At 70.1% G+C, this 16,336-nt stretch carries 13 protein-coding genes; 10 read left to right on the top strand and 3 right to left on the bottom strand.

Going from position 1 to position 16,336, the window contains the following annotated elements:
* Nucleotides 1-109 precede the first annotated feature (109 nt).
* Nucleotides 110-3,319 carry an efflux RND transporter permease subunit gene (locus tag E3N94_RS10120; protein WP_134570178.1) on the bottom strand — a complete coding sequence of 1,070 codons (3,210 nt, stop codon included), beginning with the start codon at nt 3,317-3,319 and terminating at the stop codon, nt 110-112.
* A gap of 126 nt (nt 3,320-3,445) precedes the next feature.
* Between E3N94_RS10120 and E3N94_RS10115 the strand changes: the two genes are divergently transcribed.
* From E3N94_RS10115 to E3N94_RS10090, 6 genes are all read left to right on the top strand, one after another.
* On the top strand, nt 3,446-3,649 hold the full coding sequence (locus E3N94_RS10115; RefSeq protein WP_104102676.1) for a dodecin family protein: 204 nt from the start codon (nt 3,446-3,448) through the stop codon (nt 3,647-3,649).
* A gap of 127 nt (nt 3,650-3,776) precedes the next feature.
* A complete protein-coding gene (locus E3N94_RS10110) occupies nt 3,777-4,436 on the top strand; it encodes a hypothetical protein (protein WP_166790092.1) in 660 nt (219 codons plus the stop codon).
* A gap of 97 nt (nt 4,437-4,533) precedes the next feature.
* Complete coding sequence (locus tag E3N94_RS10105) at nt 4,534-5,307, top strand: 5-oxoprolinase subunit PxpA (protein ID WP_134343411.1); 774 nt, start codon at nt 4,534-4,536, stop codon at nt 5,305-5,307.
* A gap of 4 nt (nt 5,308-5,311) precedes the next feature.
* The gene (locus E3N94_RS10100) at nt 5,312-6,955 is read left to right on the top strand and encodes a 5-oxoprolinase/urea amidolyase family protein (protein ID WP_347232372.1); all 1,644 of its coding nucleotides are present in this window, start codon (nt 5,312-5,314) and stop codon (nt 6,953-6,955) included.
* Between the two features lie 127 nt (nt 6,956-7,082).
* Nucleotides 7,083-8,855 carry a biotin carboxylase N-terminal domain-containing protein gene (locus tag E3N94_RS10095; protein ID WP_134570177.1) on the top strand — a complete coding sequence of 591 codons (1,773 nt, stop codon included), beginning with the start codon at nt 7,083-7,085 and terminating at the stop codon, nt 8,853-8,855.
* 97 nt (nt 8,856-8,952) lie between these two features.
* Complete coding sequence (locus E3N94_RS10090; protein ID WP_134419736.1) at nt 8,953-9,654, top strand: GntR family transcriptional regulator; 702 nt, start codon at nt 8,953-8,955, stop codon at nt 9,652-9,654.
* Nucleotides 9,655-10,130: 476 nt separating this feature from the next.
* On the opposite strand, the gene E3N94_RS10085 is transcribed toward E3N94_RS10090, so the two are convergent.
* Both E3N94_RS10085 and E3N94_RS10080 read right to left on the bottom strand, forming a co-directional pair.
* Nucleotides 10,131-11,387: an NRAMP family divalent metal transporter gene (locus E3N94_RS10085; protein ID WP_241987105.1), complete on the bottom strand. Its 1,257-nt coding sequence runs from the start codon at nt 11,385-11,387 to the stop codon at nt 10,131-10,133.
* Between the two features lie 182 nt (nt 11,388-11,569).
* Nucleotides 11,570-12,757, bottom strand: a complete 1,188-nt coding sequence (locus E3N94_RS10080) for a M20/M25/M40 family metallo-hydrolase (protein ID WP_241987104.1) — start codon at nt 12,755-12,757, stop codon at nt 11,570-11,572.
* 445 nt (nt 12,758-13,202) lie between these two features.
* Between E3N94_RS10080 and E3N94_RS10075 the strand changes: the two genes are divergently transcribed.
* The 4 genes from E3N94_RS10075 to E3N94_RS10060 all read left to right on the top strand — a co-directional run.
* Complete coding sequence (locus E3N94_RS10075) at nt 13,203-13,997, top strand: CPBP family intramembrane glutamic endopeptidase (protein ID WP_134570193.1); 795 nt, start codon at nt 13,203-13,205, stop codon at nt 13,995-13,997.
* Between the two features lie 120 nt (nt 13,998-14,117).
* A complete protein-coding gene (locus E3N94_RS10070) occupies nt 14,118-14,792 on the top strand; it encodes a universal stress protein (RefSeq protein ID WP_166784999.1) in 675 nt (224 codons plus the stop codon).
* Between the two features lie 203 nt (nt 14,793-14,995).
* Complete coding sequence (locus tag E3N94_RS10065) at nt 14,996-15,877, top strand: DUF4097 family beta strand repeat-containing protein (RefSeq protein WP_166785911.1); 882 nt, start codon at nt 14,996-14,998, stop codon at nt 15,875-15,877.
* Between the two features lie 2 nt (nt 15,878-15,879).
* Nucleotides 15,880-16,336, top strand: a 457-nt coding sequence (locus E3N94_RS10060; RefSeq protein WP_134570176.1) for a PadR family transcriptional regulator, incomplete at its 3' end; no start/stop codon positions are given.

Below are 16,336 nucleotides of genomic sequence, written 5' to 3'. Positions count from 1 at the left end.
GAGTTAGCCGCAGCGTTGCGTGCATAACCCCGGCGAATGCGCGCCGCTCGGCCCGGCGGATGCGCGGAAACATACGGCCGTTCGCCGCGCGGCTCACACTGTGCACAAGTCAGGCACGGGACACGTCGGAGATGGCGCCGGCGGATGCGCGCAGCTCGCGCCGCTCGGCCCGGCGCTCCCGGCCGCCCTCGACCAGGAAGTACAGCACGGGCAGCACCACCAGGGTCAGCACGGTCGAGGAGACCAGCCCGCCGATGACAACGAGGGCCAGCGGCTGCGAGATGAAACCACCCGTTCCGGTGAGGCCGACCGCCATCGGCAGCAGCGCGAATATCGTGGCGAGCGCGGTCATCAGGATCGGGCGCAGACGACGGGACGCACCGTTGACCAGCGCCTCCCGCACCGACTGCCCGCGACGCCGGTACTGGTTGACCAGGTCGATCAGCACGATGGCGTTGGTCACGACGATGCCGATCAGCATCAGCACGCCGATCAGCGAGGGCACACCCAGCGGGATGCCGGTGATCACCTGCAGGGCGATCGCGCCGGTCGCCGCGAACGGCACCGACACCAGCAGCAGCAGTGGCTGCAGCAGCGACCGGAAGGTCGCCACCATCACGATGTAGACGATCAGGATGGCGATCAGCAGCGCGAGCCCGAGCTGCGCGAACGCCTCGGTCTGGTCGGCGGTGACCCCGCCGAGGGTCGCCGTCGCGCCCTCCGGCAAAGCGGTGTCGGCCAGGGCTGCCGTCATCTGCGCGTTGGCCGCACCCAGGTCGTCGATACTGGGGGTGGCGGACACGGTCGCCGTGCGCAGCCCCTTCGTCGTGGTGAGGGTGGACGGACCCTCGACCTGCTCGACCGTGGCCAGGGTGTCCAGGGCAACCGGTCCGGCCAGGGTCGGGATACTCAGGGCCGCGAGCTCGGCCGTCGTCGTCGGCGGCGCCTCGGACTGCAGGTAGACCGACAGGGTCGTCTCGTCGATCACGATGGATCCGATCACGCTCGGCTGCATGGCCTGCGACACCAGTGCGCCCAGGGCGAGCTCGCTCAGGCCCACGGCACCCGCGGCATCCCGGTCGACGGTCACCGCGATGTAGGGGCGTGAGGCCGCCAGATTGCTTGAGCTCTCCTTGATCGCGTCGAGGTCCTCCACGGAGGCGAGCACCGCGTCGGTGGCCCTCTGCAGGTCGGCGTTCGTGGCCGCGGTCACATCCACGGCGATATCGGATGTCCCGCCGAACCCTCCGCCGGACGAGATCGAGAATTCTCCGCTTCCGTTCAGGGCCGTGAGCTGGTCTCGCACGACATCCTGAACCTCGTCGGGGTTGGCCTCCCCGTCGGTGGTGATCGAGTAGGTCACGGTGTTTGACGACACGCCGCCGCCGAATGCGGCCAGGGCGTTGCCGCCACCGATGGAGACCTGCACGATTTCGACGCCGTCGGTGCCGCGAAGGGACTTCTCGGCGGCCGTGGAGGCGTCGTCCTGAGCTGCGAGGCTGGTGCCCACCGGCAGTGTCTGGGTGACTTGGAAGGTGGTCTGCCCGGTCGAGCCGAGGAAGTTGATCTTCATATAGGGAACCAGGGCCACCGTGCCGCCCAGAACGAGCACCGCGACCAGGAGTGTCGCGACGGCGTGGTTCAGGGTCCAGCGGATGACCGGGAGGTAGCCGGTCTGAAGGCGGCTCGGGCGCTCCTCGGGCGGGGCGTCCGCGCTGCCGTTGTGGCGGGTGCGGCGCGAGGTGGTGGGCTCGACGCTGACGATGGGCGAGCCTGTCGAAACCTCCGCAGTAAGGGCCAGGGGGGTTTCGACGAGCTCAACCACCGGGGCGGGCGCGACCGCCCTGGCCGGCCGCAGGAACCAGTATGCGAGCACGGGCACGATGGTCAGAGACACCAGCAGCGACGCGAGCAGGGCGATCGAGACGGTTAGCGCGAACGGCCGGAACAGTTCCCCGGTCGAGCCGCCGACGAACGCGATCGGCAGGAACACGGTGACGGTGGTGATGGTGGATGCCGTGATCGCCCCGGCCACCTCGCGCACCGCGCGCACGATGGTCGCGGCGCGGTCGGCGCCCTCGACCAGGTTGCGGGTGATGTTCTCGATCACCACGATGGAGTCGTCTACGACGCGCCCGATCGCGATGGTGAGGGCACCGAGGGTGAGGATGTTCAGCGAATAGCCCACGCCCTGCAGGCCGATGAAGGTGATCAGCACCGAGGTCGGGATCGAGATCGCCGTGACCAGGGTCGCCCGCACCGAGAGCAGGAACACGAGGATCACGAGAACGGCGAAGATCAGTCCGAGCAGGCCCTCTTCGGTGAGCGCGTCGATCGATTCCTGGATGAACGGAGCCTGGTCGAAGACGACCGTGAAGGTCGCGCCGGGGACCGCCGCCTCCAGCCGGGGCAGGATCGCGCGCACGGCCTCGGACACGTCGACCGTGTTCGCTGCGGGCACCTTGGTGACCGCGATGGTCAGGGCCGGCTGCCCGTCGACACGGGAGATGCTCGCGACCGGGTTCTCGCCGAGGGCGACGTTGGCGACGTCGCCGATGGTGGTCAGACCCGCGCCGGGCACCGGGGCGAGGATCGGAAGCGCCGCGATGTCCTCGGCCTCGCCGAGCTTCGAGCCGGTCTGCACCGAGAGGGTGGTGTCGTCTTCGGTCAGCGAACCGGCCGGGATCAGCGACCCGTTCTGTTCCAGCGCACTGCGGATGCCCTGGCTGGTCAGGCCGCGTTCGGCCAGCTTCGCGGCATCCGGCGTGATGGTCACGCGGCGGCCGACGTCGCCGACCAGGGCTGCCTCGCGCACGCCCTGCACATCACGGATGTCGCCCAGTACGCTGCGCTTGAGGTCGTCGGCGAGGGTGTCGCGGTCGCCGCCGGACACGGCGAGGGAGAGCACCGGGAAGTCGTCGATGCTGCCGGAGAGCACCTGCGGGTCGAGGTTCTCAGGCATGGTCGACTTGATGCGGTTGATGGCCTGGCTGATGCGCGATTCGGCCTTGACCAGGTCGGTGCCGTAGGTGAACGTGGCGCTGACCAGCGACGCGTTGGTGCTGCTGGTCGTCGAGGTGGATTCGAGCCCGGGGATGCCCTGGATCGCCGTCTCGATCGGCGTCGACACGTCGTCGTTGACGACCTCGGGCGAGGCGCCCGGGTAGCTCGTCGAGACCACCAGTTGCGGCAGCTGCAGGGAAGGGATCAGCTCCTGCTTGAGGCTGGTCAGGGCGAGGCTGCCGAAAACGGCGACGACGATGGTGATCAGCGCGATCAGCGCCCGGTTCTTCATGCTCAAGACAGCGAGAAAATGCACCCGTTCAGTATCTCATTGCAGGGTGTGCAGACTTCCCTGCCCGGGGCATCCGTCGGGCCGAGGCAGGCGGAGGGGCGTACCCTCGGCCGCAAGACGCACCATCAACCCGAACGACAAGGAGCAATTATGTCTGTGGCACGCGTAACAACACTCAGCATCCGGTCCGACAGATCCTTCGAGGATGCCGTCGCCGTCGGCATCGCCCGGGCGAGCAAGACCCTGCGCGGGGTCTCCGGCGCCTGGGTCAAGGAACAGAAGGTGGAGGTGACAGACGGTGAGATCACCTCGTACGACGTCGTGATCGAAGTCACCTTCGTTCTCGACGACTAGGCACGGTCTGCGCACGAGCGGCCGGCCCGACAGGTCGCCGGCGGCGCGGAAGGCGGCATCCGCGACGCCGGGCCGGGTCGGCCTGGCAACTTGATAACGGGCCGATAGTGCAATTGGATGTACTTCCATGACCCGTCGCCTCGTCCAGCTCCTCATCGGCCTCTTCCTCTACGGCTTGGGGATCGCGCTGATTGTGCGCGGCGAGATCGGCGTGGCCCCGTGGGACGTCCTCACCCAGGGCATATCCGGCCGCACCGGCCTCGGTTTTGGGTTGGTCACCATCCTGATCAGCGGCGTCGTGCTGCTGCTCTGGATCCCGCTGCGCCAGAAGCCGGGCGTGGGCACCGTGCTGAACGCCCTGCTCGTCGGGCCGGCGGCGGATGTCGGCCTCTGGCTGATCCCGACGGGGCAGGATTTGTGGGTGCGCATCCTGCTGTTCGCGGCCGGGCTTCTGGTGCTGGCGATCGCTACCGGCCTCTATATCGGCGCGCATTTCGGCCCCGGCCCGCGCGACGGGCTGATGACGGGCCTGCACCAGCGCACCGGCTGGCGCATCTGGATCGTGCGCACGGGCATCGAGGTGACCGTGCTCAGCATCGGCTGGGCGCTCGGCGGCAACGTGGGCATCGGCACGGTGCTCTTCGCCGTGCTCGTCGGCCCGCTCTGCCACTGGACGATCCCGTTCTTCGCGATCAACCTGCCCCAGAACGACGACGCCCGGCTCGAGGAGACCCTCGAGGGTTCCGTGCCGCCCTCCGAGCCCTCGATCGACAGCCCCGCGAACTGACTCCGGCGCCGAATCGGGCTTCCGCCCGCCAATACATTGTTGAACAATCTGCGGAAGTGGTGCATCCTTAACCAAACTTCCACGGACGGAGACCCGGATGTCCAGCATCGATTCAGACAGCATCGATCTAAACAGTGATGTCGGGGAATCCTTCGGCAACTGGTCCTTCGGCGACGACGCAGCGATCATCTCCTCCGTCTCCAGCGTGAACGTGGCCTGCGCCTTCCACGCCGGGGATCCGAGCACGATCCGCGCCACCTGCACCGCCGCCGCCGCAGCCGGCGTGACGGTCGGCGCGCACCCGGGCTACCGGGACCTGGCCGGCTTCGGCCGCCGGTTCATCGACATGGAGCCCGGTCACCTCACCGACGAGGTGATCTACCAGATCGGCGCGCTGCAGGCCCTGGCCGCGGTCGCCGGAACCCGGGTCAGCTACGTCAAACCGCACGGCGCCCTCTACAACACCATCGCGCACGACGAGGTGCAGGCGCAGGCCGTCGTCGACGCGATCCGCGCCGTCGACCCGAGCCTGCCCGTGATGGTGCTGCCCGATTCCGAGATCCAGCGCCTCGCCGACGCGGCGGGGCTCCGCACGGTCGTGGAGGCTTTCGCCGACCGCGCCTACAACTCCGACGGCTCTTTGGTCTCGCGGTCCCGGCCCGGCGCCGTGCTGCTGCACCCCGACGCTGTCACCGAGCAGGCGCTCCGCCTGGCCGGTGACCGCCAGGTGCGCACGGTCGACGGCAGCCTCCTCACGGTGACGGCCGAAAGCATCTGCCTGCACGGCGACACCCCCGGCGCGGTCGCGCTGGTCGGTGCGGTGCGCTCCGCGCTGCAGGATGCCGGAATCCGCATTCGAAGCTTCGTCTAGCCCCGTGTCCGATCCCGTTCGCATCATCCGAGCCGTCGGCGACCGCGCCGTGCTGGTCGGACTGCCCAGCCTGGCCGACGTGCTCGACCTGCAGGCACACCTGCAGCGGCATCCGTTGGCCGGGCAGCTCGACGTGCTCGCCGCCGCGGAAACCGTGCTGATCACCGGCGTCTCCGCCTCCGCCGCACGGGGATTCGCCGACGCCCTGCGGCAGCTGCAGGTGCTGCCGGCCGCCCCCGCAAACGCCGCGCTCGTGCGGATCGACACCGTCTACGACGGGGAAGACCTCGCCGACGTCGCCGCGCACACCGGCCTCAGCAGCGAGGGCGTCATCGCCGCGCACACCGGCCAGGACTGGACCGCCGCGTTCGGCGGCTTCGCCCCCGGCTTCCTCTACCTCACCGGCGCGAGCGCCGTGCTGACCGTGCCCCGGCGCAGCTCGCCGCGCAGCTCGGTGCCCACCGGCTCCGTGGCCGTGGCCGGCGACTACTCCGCCGTCTACCCCCGCGCCTCCCCCGGCGGCTGGCAGCTGCTCGGCCGCACGGACGCCCTGCTCTGGGACCTGAAGCGTTCGCAGCCGGCCCTGATCCGCCCGGGTGACCGGGTGCGGTTCCGCGCGGTGCGCGAGCAGGTCGCCGCCGCGGGGGTCCTCGTCCCGGAGACCGCAGTCGCGGTTGGGACTCCGGCAGCGGCGGCCACTCCCGATGTCGCGGCAACCGCGGCCCCCACCCCCGCCACCGGCATCCGCGTGCTCTCCCCCGGCGCGCAGACGACCGTGCAGGACCTCGGCCGCCCCGGCTACGCCGACCAGGGCGTGACCGCGTCCGGCGCACTCGACCGTGGCGCCCTGCGGCGCGCCAACCGGGTCGTTGGAAATCCCGCCACGGCCGCCGTGCTCGAGAACGCCCTCGGCGGCCTGTCCCTGACCGCGCTGGCAGACCAGGTGCTCGCCGTCACCGGTGCCGTTCTGCCGCTCACGGTGACGGATGCCGTCGGCCGCCACCGCGAGCTGCCGATGGATTCCGCCGTCTCCCTTTTCGCCGGGCAGACCCTGTCGCTCGGAGCCCCCCGCTCGGGCGTGCGCAGCTACCTGGCCTTTCGCGGCGGCATCGACGTGGACCCGGTGCTCGGCAGCCGGTCCACCGACACCCTCAGCGGCATCGGTCCGGCCCCGCTGACCTCGGGCACCGTGCTCCGGATGCTGCCGCCCGCCCCCGGCAGCGCCGTGCACCACCCCGAGACCCCGCCGCCGGCCCCGGCCGAGGTCACCGTGCTGCGCTTCGTGCCGGGACCCCGCGCGGACTGGTTCGAGCCGGCATCCGTCGACCGGTTCGGCGACGCGGAGTGGACCGTCACCCATCAGTCGAACCGGATCGGCCTGCGGCTGGCCGGTGAGCCGCTCGCCCGGTCGCGGCCGGGCGAGCTGGCCAGCGAGGGTACGGCCCGCGGGGCCATCCAGGTGCCGCCGTCGGGCTTGCCGGTTTTGTTCCTCGCGGACCACCCGGTCACCGGCGGCTACCCCGTGATCGGCGTCGTGCTCACCGAGGACCTCGACCTCGCGGCACAGTTGCCGACGGGTGCGCGCATCCGTTTCACGCCCGTGCCTGCCGAGCCCCTTCCAGCCGAGCCCGTCCCCGCCTCCCCCTGATACCCGCCCTCACGCGCTACGCGGTTGCTGCGCCGCTGCGCTGCCGGCACGCCACGCGCGGAGCGGCGCAGCCCCCGCGCGTGCCCCAAACACCCCCCGAACACACGCCCCGAATGAGAGCTGAACCATGCAGAAAGTTCTGATCGCCAACCGCGGCGAGATCGCCGTGCGCATCGCTCGCGCCTGCGACGACGCGGGCCTTGACTCCGTGGCCGTCTACGCGGACGTCGACGCCGACGGCCTGCACGTCTCGGCCGCCACGGAGGCCTGGGCACTTGGCGGCGACAGCCCGACCGACAGCTACCTCAACGTGGCCAAGCTGCTGCGCATCGCCCAGAATTCCGGCGCCGACGCCGTGCACCCGGGCTACGGCTTCCTCTCGGAGAACGCCGATTTTGCTCAGGCCGTGATTGACGCGGGACTCCTCTGGATCGGTCCGACGCCCGCCGCGATCCGGGTGCTGGGCAACAAAGTCTCCGCCCGTGAGATCGCCATCCGGGTGGGAGCTCCCCTGGTCGCCGGGTCCGAGGGCACCGTGGAGACCGCCGCCGAGGTGCGCGCCTTCGCCATGGAGCACGGCCTGCCGGTGGCCATCAAGGCGGCGTTCGGCGGCGGCGGCCGCGGCCTCAAGGTCGTCTGGGACATGGATGCGATCGAGGAGTCCTTTGATTCGGCCGTGCGCGAGTCGACGGCCGCCTTCGGCCGCGGCGAGTGCTTCGTCGAGAGGTTCCTGCACAAACCCCGCCACGTGGAGGCGCAGATCCTCGCCGACACCCACGGCAACGTGATCGTCGTGGGCACCCGCGACTGCTCGCTGCAGCGCCGCAACCAGAAGCTCGTCGAAGAGGCGCCCGCGCCGTTCCTCACCCCTGCGCAGAAAAACCAGATCTATTCCTCGGCCAAGGCCATCTGCCGGGCCGCCGGCTACACCGGCGCGGGCACCGTGGAGTACCTGCTCGCGCAGGACGGCACCATCTCGTTCCTCGAGGTGAACACCCGGCTGCAGGTCGAGCATCCGATCACCGAGGAGACCAGCGGCATCGACCTGGTACTGGCGCAGCTGCAGATCGCAGCCGGCGGGCCCGTTCCCATCTTCACCGACCCCGAACCGCGGGGGCACTCGTTCGAGTTCCGAATCAACGCCGAAGACGTGGGGCGCGGGTTCCTGCCGTGCCCCGGGACCGTGGCGACCTTTACCGTGCCGACCGGGCCGGGCATCCGGGTCGATTCCGGGGTCAGGGCAGGCGGCATCGTGCCGGACCGGTTCGACTCCCTGCTCGCCAAGCTGATCGTCACCGGCGCCGACCGGCAGCAGGCCCTGCGCCGCGCCCGCCGAGCCCTTGCCGAGTTCGAGATCACCGGCCTGCCCACCGTGCTGCCGTTCCACCGTGCCGTGGTCACTTCGACGGCATTCACCGCGCCCGACCACCTCGACGTGCACACCGGCTGGATCCAGGCCGACTTCTCCGAAGAACTGCCCAGCGACCCCCAGTTCAATCCCGTGCCGCCGGAGGCCGCCCGCCACACCATCACCATCGAGGTCGACGGGCGACGGATGGCGCTCGGCCTGCCTGCCGCCCTCCTCGACAGTCTCCTTCGCGGGCTGGGCGGCGCGGCCGGTGCGGCCGCTGTCACCGCTGCCGACGGCCGTCCCACCGGTGGCCACTCGGCCCCCGCCGCAGACCCGGCCACCCTCCGGGCCAGCATGGGCGGCTCGGTCGTGAAGTGGATGGCCCCATCCGGTGCGCTCGTGGCCGCAGGCGACCCGGTGCTCGTACTCGAGGCCATGAAGATGGAGTCGATCGTGGTGGCGCACCGCAGCGGAATCCTGCGGGAGCAGCTGGTTCATCCCGGCGACACGGTGGCGGTGGACAGCGCGGTCGCCTCGATCGGGGACTGAGCGTATCCGTCGCCCGGTTCCGGCTGCCCGCCGGAACCGCCGGAACACCCCGCCCGTCCTCGGGCCGCCGCTCCGACCGGGCGGTATCGTGGGCACCATGACCCTCGCCGAGACCCTCGCCGACCTGCGTCACCGCACCGCGTCGGCGCGTCACGCCGAGACCGGCCAGTGGGTGTCGGGGGTGCTTCGCGAGCGGATCGCGGCCGGCCACCTGCCGCCCGGCACGAAGCTCCCCGAGGAGCCGCTTTGCGACGCGCTCGGCGTCTCGCGCAACACCCTCCGCGAGGCCTTCGCGACGCTCAGCGCCGAACGGGTGGTCACCCGCATCCCGAACAAGGGCGTCTTCGTCGCCCGGCCCACCGCAGACGACATTCGGGAGATCTACCGGGTGCGGCGCTACCTCGAGCCGGGTGCCCTGGCCTTCACACCGGCCGCGGAGCTCACCCCGGCGAGGCTGGATGGACTGCGCCAGGCCGTGGCGAGCGCGCGGAAGGCCCGCGAGGCCGGATCGGTCCCGGGCATGGCCGGTGCCAACCAGGAGTTCCACGCCGGCGTCGTGGCCCTGGCCGGCAGCGACCGCCTCGATTTGCTGATGGCGCAGGTGCTCGCCGAGATGCGCCTGGTCTTCCATTCGATGGGCGAGGAGGCCACCTTCCACGCACCCTACGTCGACGACAACGCCCGCATCGTCGAGCTGCTGGCGGCCGGCCGGTCGACGGATGCCGCGGCCCTGCTCACCGGCTACCTGCAGCGCGCCGAGGCCCAGCTGCTGTCGATCGTGGCCGAGTCCGTCCGCTAGCCGGCGGTATCCGGCACGGCTGCCCGGCCCCGCTCCCCTCAGCTGCCTGCGTGCGGCTGTGCTGCGCGTCCGCGCTGTTCCTCCGCTGCACCTCCGCTGTTCCTCCGCTGCGCCTCCGCGCTGTTCCTCCGCGCTGCGCTGGTTTGTGGCTAACTCAGGAGATCCCGCCGGGCCGCGCACCGCAGCCGCGGACCAGTGCGGCGGCCAGCACCAGCCGGTGACCACGCAAACAAAACTCCTGAGTTAGCCACAGAGGCGGGCGATCAAGCAGGCAGCGGGGTGGATGTCGGCGACGGAGAAAGGGGGCACCGGGTCGGCGGACAGCAGCGAGAAATGGAGGCCTTCGGGGGCCGTCGGGAGTCTCAAGGGGTCTTCGGGAGTCTCAAGGGGCCTTCGGGAGGCCTTCGGGGGTCTTCGGGGGCCGTCGGAGCGGCGGCGCGCGGCGGGCCGTGCAGGGTGGGGGTCGGGGACATCCGTCAGCCCCAAAGCGTCGCGAGTCCGCCGAGGGACTGATAGCCGAGGAACAGCGTCAGCAGCCAGGCCAGCACGCCGATGCCCAGCAGCCACTTCGGGTAGACGTAGCCGCCGAGCAGGTCGCGGCGGCGCCAGGCCACCCAGAGGATGACAGCGAAGCCGAACGGGAGGATCAGCCCGTTGACCGCGCCGGCCATGATCAGAAGCGTGGCCGGGGCCTGGCCGAGCAGCGTGTAGACCAACGTTGACACGGCGATGAAGACGACGGTGGCGATGCTGCGGGTGCGGGGCGAGGTCTGTGAAGTGGTCACGAACGAGATCGAGGTGTACGCCGCCCCGATCACCGAGGTGATGGCCGCGGCCCAGAGCACGATGCCGAAAAGTTTGAACCCGATCTCGCCGGCTGCGGCCTGGAAGGCCTCCGCGGGTTGATTGTCGCTGGTCAGGTCCACGCCCCCGGCGACCACGCCGAGGATGGCGAGGAACAGGAGCACCCGGATCACGCCGGTGATGATGATGCCCAGCACCGAACTGCGGGTGATCTCGGTGATCTGGGCCCGTCCGGTCACGCCGGCGTCAATCATCCGGTGCGCGCCGGCGTAGGTGATGTAGCCGCCGATCGTGCCGCCGATCAGGGTGGTGATGATGAGGACGTCGATGTCGTCGGGCAGCACCGCGTTCTTGACCGCGAGGCCGAGGGGCGGATTCGACACGATCGCCACGTAGGCGATCAGCACGATCATCACGGCCCCGAGTACGACGACGACCTTGTCCAGCGCGAGCCCGGCCCGTTTGCTGAGGAAGATCGCGATCGCGACGGCCGCCGAGAGGATGCCGCCGAGCTTGGCGTCCAGGCCGAAGAGCACGTTGACACCCAGGCCGGAACCGGCGATGTTGCCGATGTTGAACACGAGCCCGCCGAGGCAGATCAGCGCGGCCAGGAACCAGCCGGCGCCGGGCAGCACGGTGTTGGCCAGTTCCTGCGCTCGCTTACCGCTGACGCCGATTACCCGCCAGACGTTCAGCTGCACCGCGATGTCGACCAGGATCGAGACCAGGATGGCGAAGGCGAAGGCTGCGCCGAGCTGCACCGTGAAGCTTGTGGTCTGCACGATGAAGCCGGGTCCGACGGCGCTGGTCGCCATCAGGAACATGGCTCCGAGGAGCGCGCTACGCTGCGCCCGGCGCGGGCCGCGCAGCTTCTTCTTCACGCCTGCGGTTTTCGCTCGAATCCTGGCGCGGACGACGTTGAAAACCATGGGGCGCTCACTTCTCGGAAGGTCAGCACCGGCGGTCACTGATGTCGAGCCAGCCTACATATTGTTCAACAATCAGCACAACCATGAGGCCCACATGGACTCCCCCGGCCGGCGGGGTGCAGCGGGGCAGGGACAACGATGGGGCCGAGGCAGGGTTCGGGCGGGATCGCCGGGCGCGCGGACTACCCGCAGAAATCGGCGATCGTGCGGGTCAGAATCTCGGTGAGCGCGTCGACGGATGCCGCGTCCGCCCACTCCGCGTCGGCGTGCGCTCCGCCACCGTCCACGCCCACGACGAGGCAGGGGATGCCGGCCTCGTGCAGCAGCCCGGCGTCGGTCCAGAACGGCTCGCCGCGGACATCCGGCCGGCGTCCGAGCACCTCCGTCGCCCGTTCGGTCACCAGACGCACGATCGGCCACTCCGGATCGGCCTCGAACGCCGCACGCGCCACGAGCCGCGTCAGCCGGAAGCGGAACCCGGCGACGACGTCGGCGACCCGCTCCAGCAGCGCTCGGAGCTCGGCCTCGACCCGGTCGGGGCTCTGGCCGGGCAACATGCGCCGCTCGATCGTGAGCGTGCAGGCGGCGGCGACGGTGGCGGCATCCGAACCCCCGGCGATGGTCGACACGCGCACGGTCCCGTGGCCGAGCAGCGGATGCGCCGGCGCCGCCTCGATGTCGGCCCGGAGCTCATCGAGGGCGCGCAGCACCAGCCCGGCGTGCACGATGGCGTCGATGCCGCGCTCCGGCTGGGATCCGTGGGCGGCGAGCCCGGTGAGCTCCACCTCGAACCAGGCGAAACCGCGATGGGCGAGCGTGAGGCACAGCTCGCTCGGCTCGGCGACGATCGCCGCGTCGGCGCGGAAGCTGCGCAGCACCTCCATGGTGCCGAGGCTGCCGAACTCCTCGTCCGCCACGAGGGTGACGATGACGTCTCCGGCGAGAACGGATGCCCCGGCCGGCCCGGCCGCATGGGCCCCGGTTCCCCCGACTCCCGTCGCCCGCGCCGCCGCGACCAGGATCGCCGCGACGCCGCCCTTCATATCGAAGGCTCCCCGGCCGATGACGCGACCGTCCCGGAGCTCGCCCGCGAACGGATCCCCGGCGTAACCGCCGACGCCGACGGTGTCGAGGTGCCCGTTGAGCATCAGGGAGCGCCCTCCCCCGGTGCCGCGCCGGATGCCGACGATCGTAGGCCGCCCGGGATGCTCCTCGAGGCGGTGCACCTCGAACCCCCGCGCGGTGAGCCAGTCTGCGCACCAAGCTGCAATCATCCGTTCGCCTGCAGCCTCCGGCACCAGGTCGGAGTTGACGGAATCGATGCCGATGAGCCTCTGCACCACGCCCACCGGTTCGCTCTCTGAATGCACACCCTCAACCTAGCGGCGCCGCAGACCGCGAAAGCGGGTGAAACGTCGGTTTCAGGGCTGCACGGCGACGATTCACCCGATCTCGCGACCGGGTAGCCGGCGAGGTAGCCGGCGAGGTAGCCGGCCGGGCAGCCGGCGACACGTTCCGCCCGCACCCCCCGAACGAATTCGACGGAGATTTCGTCCGAATCGGTCCTTAAACCCTGGAAAACCTTCCTTGCTCCCAAAATCTCCGTCGAATTGGTTCATCGCCGGGCCTCGATGCCCGGTCGCGAGGCGAGACGCACCGGCCGTTCCCCGCCCGGGTTGGGTACCATATCTCATGGGCGATGGCGCGGCAGGGTCAGCGAAACGGGCAGCGGGCACGAGTGGGGGCACGGGCAGCCCACTCACGAGCGGCACGAGCGCCGGCAGCGGCGCCGGACCGGCAACGTCGAGCGAACGGATGCGCCCGCGCGCCTCCCGGGGACTCGTCCCCGCCGCGCTGCTCTCCGCCTCCGCCGTGCTGCTGTTCGGGGCGCGCGAGCCGCTGCCCGGCTACGCGCTACTCGCCGCGGCCATCGGGCTCGCCTTCGCCATCGACCGGGCCCTGTTCAAGGATCTGCTCCTGATCGCGATCGGGCTGCTGATCATCAGCACCATCTCGGTCGAGGCCGACATCAGCTACCCGAATATGGCGCTGATGGGGACCGTGCTGACCGTCGCCGTGCTCGTGCCCTACCTGCTCTCCCGCTACGCGTTCGGCGACCACGCGATCCGGTTCCCGATCCGCACCGGCCAGCGCTGGACCTCCCTGGAACGCTGGTACCTGCCGCTTGTGCTGCTGCTGGGCTATCTGATTCTGCCGACCTATTTCATCCGTTCCGGCGCCTACCAGAACTGGCCGGCCGTGACCGCCCCCGACGAGATCGCCCGCCTGTTCGTGGGCGTCGGCTTCGTCGGCATCTGGGACGAACTCTTCTTTATCTGCACGGCGTTCGCCCTGCTCAGGCGTCATTTCCCCGACTGGCAGGCCAATCTCCTGCAGGCCGTGATCTTCACCTCGTTCCTGTGGGAACTGGGCTACCAGAGCTGGGGGCCGCTGATGACGTTCCCCTTCGCGCTGTTGCAGGGCTACACCTTCGCGCTCACCAAATCACTGACCTACGTGGTGATCGTGCACCTGCTCTTCGACGCGGTCGTCTTCCTCGTGATCGTGCACGCCCACACCCGCGACTGGCTGCCGATCTTCCTGTACTGAAGCTCAGGCGGCGCTCAGGCGGCGAGCCGGTCGACGGATGCCCCGGCCGCCGGACCTCGCGCCCTTGCAAGTTCGGCGCGGGCCGCCAATGCTGAGGGCATGTGGGCAGAAGGCGTCTGGGTGACACCGCTTCTGGTGGCGGTCGGCTGGGTCCTGGTGGGACTTGCGTCGGCGTTCGTGATGATCCGCCGCGGCCACGACGCCCCGATCTGGGTGGTTCTCGGTCTGGCTGCCGGCCCCTTCGCCATCGCGCTGGCCGGCCTGGCCGTCTACCTCGAGCGGGAGGAATTGGCCGAGGCGGCCGTGATTCCCGGGGAATCCCTCGAGGGAGACGTGCGGGTGCTCGTCTGCATCGACGGTTCCGAGGCCGCGGACCACGCCGCCGTCACGGTCGTGCTGCTCCTTGGGGCGAGGCTGCAGACCGTGACGCTGCTGACGGTGCTCGACTACGACGTCGCGCGCGACGTTTCCCCCGACAGGCTCGACCGCATCGCCGCCGGCATCCAATCCGCCGCCGTCGGTCAGCTGGCCGACCTTGCGGTGCACCCGTTCAGCACCCGGGCCACAGGGGGCGCCACCGAGCAGATCCTGCGCCGGGCGGGCTCCGGCGCCTACGACCTCTTCGCGCTCGGCTCCCACCGGCAGCGCCGCTCGCGTTTCCTTGGCAGCGTGGCGCGGGAGATCGCCAACAAAGCCCCGATCCCGCTGCTGACCGTGCGAGCCGCCCCGGTCGAATCGATCGAATCGGCCGAGCGCGCCGCCCGCCTCGGCCTGACCATCGAGCCGGAGAGTTGACCGCCGTACGGAAGCCTGAATCGAAGCCTGAACCGAAAGCTGAACCGAGAGCTGAACCGAGAGCTGAACCCCGGCTGAGAGTTCCCGCCGGCGCTTGTCCGCTCGCCACTCGCGATATATCGTGAATCTCAACAAGACGCGATATATCGTGAACAGGTGGTGAGCATCCGTTGCGCGGACGCCGCCCCGAAAAGGAGAATTCCATGGCTTTGGAAAAATGGCTGGTCAGCCCCGGGCAGACCACGGTGATCGACACCGAGGTCGTTCGGGCGCTCAAGGTGGGCATGATCGGCGGAAAGATCGACGTGATCGGCCACGACGAGCCGGGCATCCGCATCGAGGTGCACAGCGTGACCGGAAAGGACCTCAAGATCTCGGTCGACGGCGACACGCTCGAGATCGACCACCCGCAGCTGCGCTGGGACAACTTCATCGAGGTCTTCGCATCGTTCCGCGGCACCGCGAAGGCAGACGTCAGCATCCTGGTCCCCCGCGGCGTGGCCCTGAAGCTCGGCGTGATCTCGGCCGAGGCCCTGATCTCGGGCCTCACGAACGGCGCCCGGCTGAGCACTGTGTCGGGCGACATCGTGGTTGACGGCGTCACCGGGGACCTGGAGCTCAACGCCGTGAACGGCGAGCTGTCGGTGCGCGGCCTCGAGGGCAGCATCATCGCCCACACGGTCTCCGGCGATTGCACGGCGAGCGGGGCCATCCGTCGCTTCAGTCTCGACGGGGTTAACAGCGAGGTTTTCCTCGACATCGAGGGCACGCCCGATTCCATCAACACGAACACGATCAGCGGCAGCCTCACCGTGCGCCTCGGCGCCGATGTGGCGACGCGCTACCGGCTGAACACCGTCTCGGGCACGCTGCAGCTGGACGACCAGACGATTCGCGGCACCTTTGGAAAGGGCTTCGAGTCCAGCACCGGCACACTCGAGGGCAGCTGGCTCGAGCTGCAGGCCAACTCGGTGTCGGGCGACATCACGGTGGTGCGTCGCAGCACCGAGCCTGCGTCCGCGGGCCCGGCCAGCGAACGAACAAACACCGAACCGGGCGACGCCCGCGCCAACGGGGAGGTCTGAGAATGACCCCCGTCTTCGCCCACGGCAGCCTTCGCCTCTACCTGCTCAGCCTGCTCGCCGAGCAGCCGCGGCACGGCTACGAACTGATCCAGGCGCTCAGCGACCGCTTCGGCGGAACGTACATCCCGAGCGCCGGCACGATCTACCCGCGCCTGGCCAAGCTTGAAGAGGAAGGACTCGTGACCAAATCGACGGATGGCCGCAAGACCGTCTACGAGATCACCGACGCCGGCCGCGCCGAACTCCAGGCCCGCCAGGGTGACCTGCACGACCTCGAGACCGAGGTCGCCGACTCCGTGAGGCGACTGGCCGACGACGTGCGGTCGGGAGTCAGCGAGGCGATGCGCAGTCTGCGCCTCGACCTGGCCTCCGCCAAGCGCCAGGCGGGGGATGCCCGCAGCGCACGCAAGGCCGGCACCGCCGCCGGCAATGCCGCGCGCACCGCGGCCGGGGCCGCCG

Origin of the sequence: Cryobacterium sp. Sr3 (genome assembly GCF_004402835.1) — a bacterium.
Lineage (GTDB): Bacteria > Actinomycetota > Actinomycetes > Actinomycetales > Microbacteriaceae > Cryobacterium > Cryobacterium sandaracinum.
The sequence above is the reverse complement of the archived record's forward strand: the minus strand, read 5'-3'. Positions and strand labels throughout refer to the sequence as shown.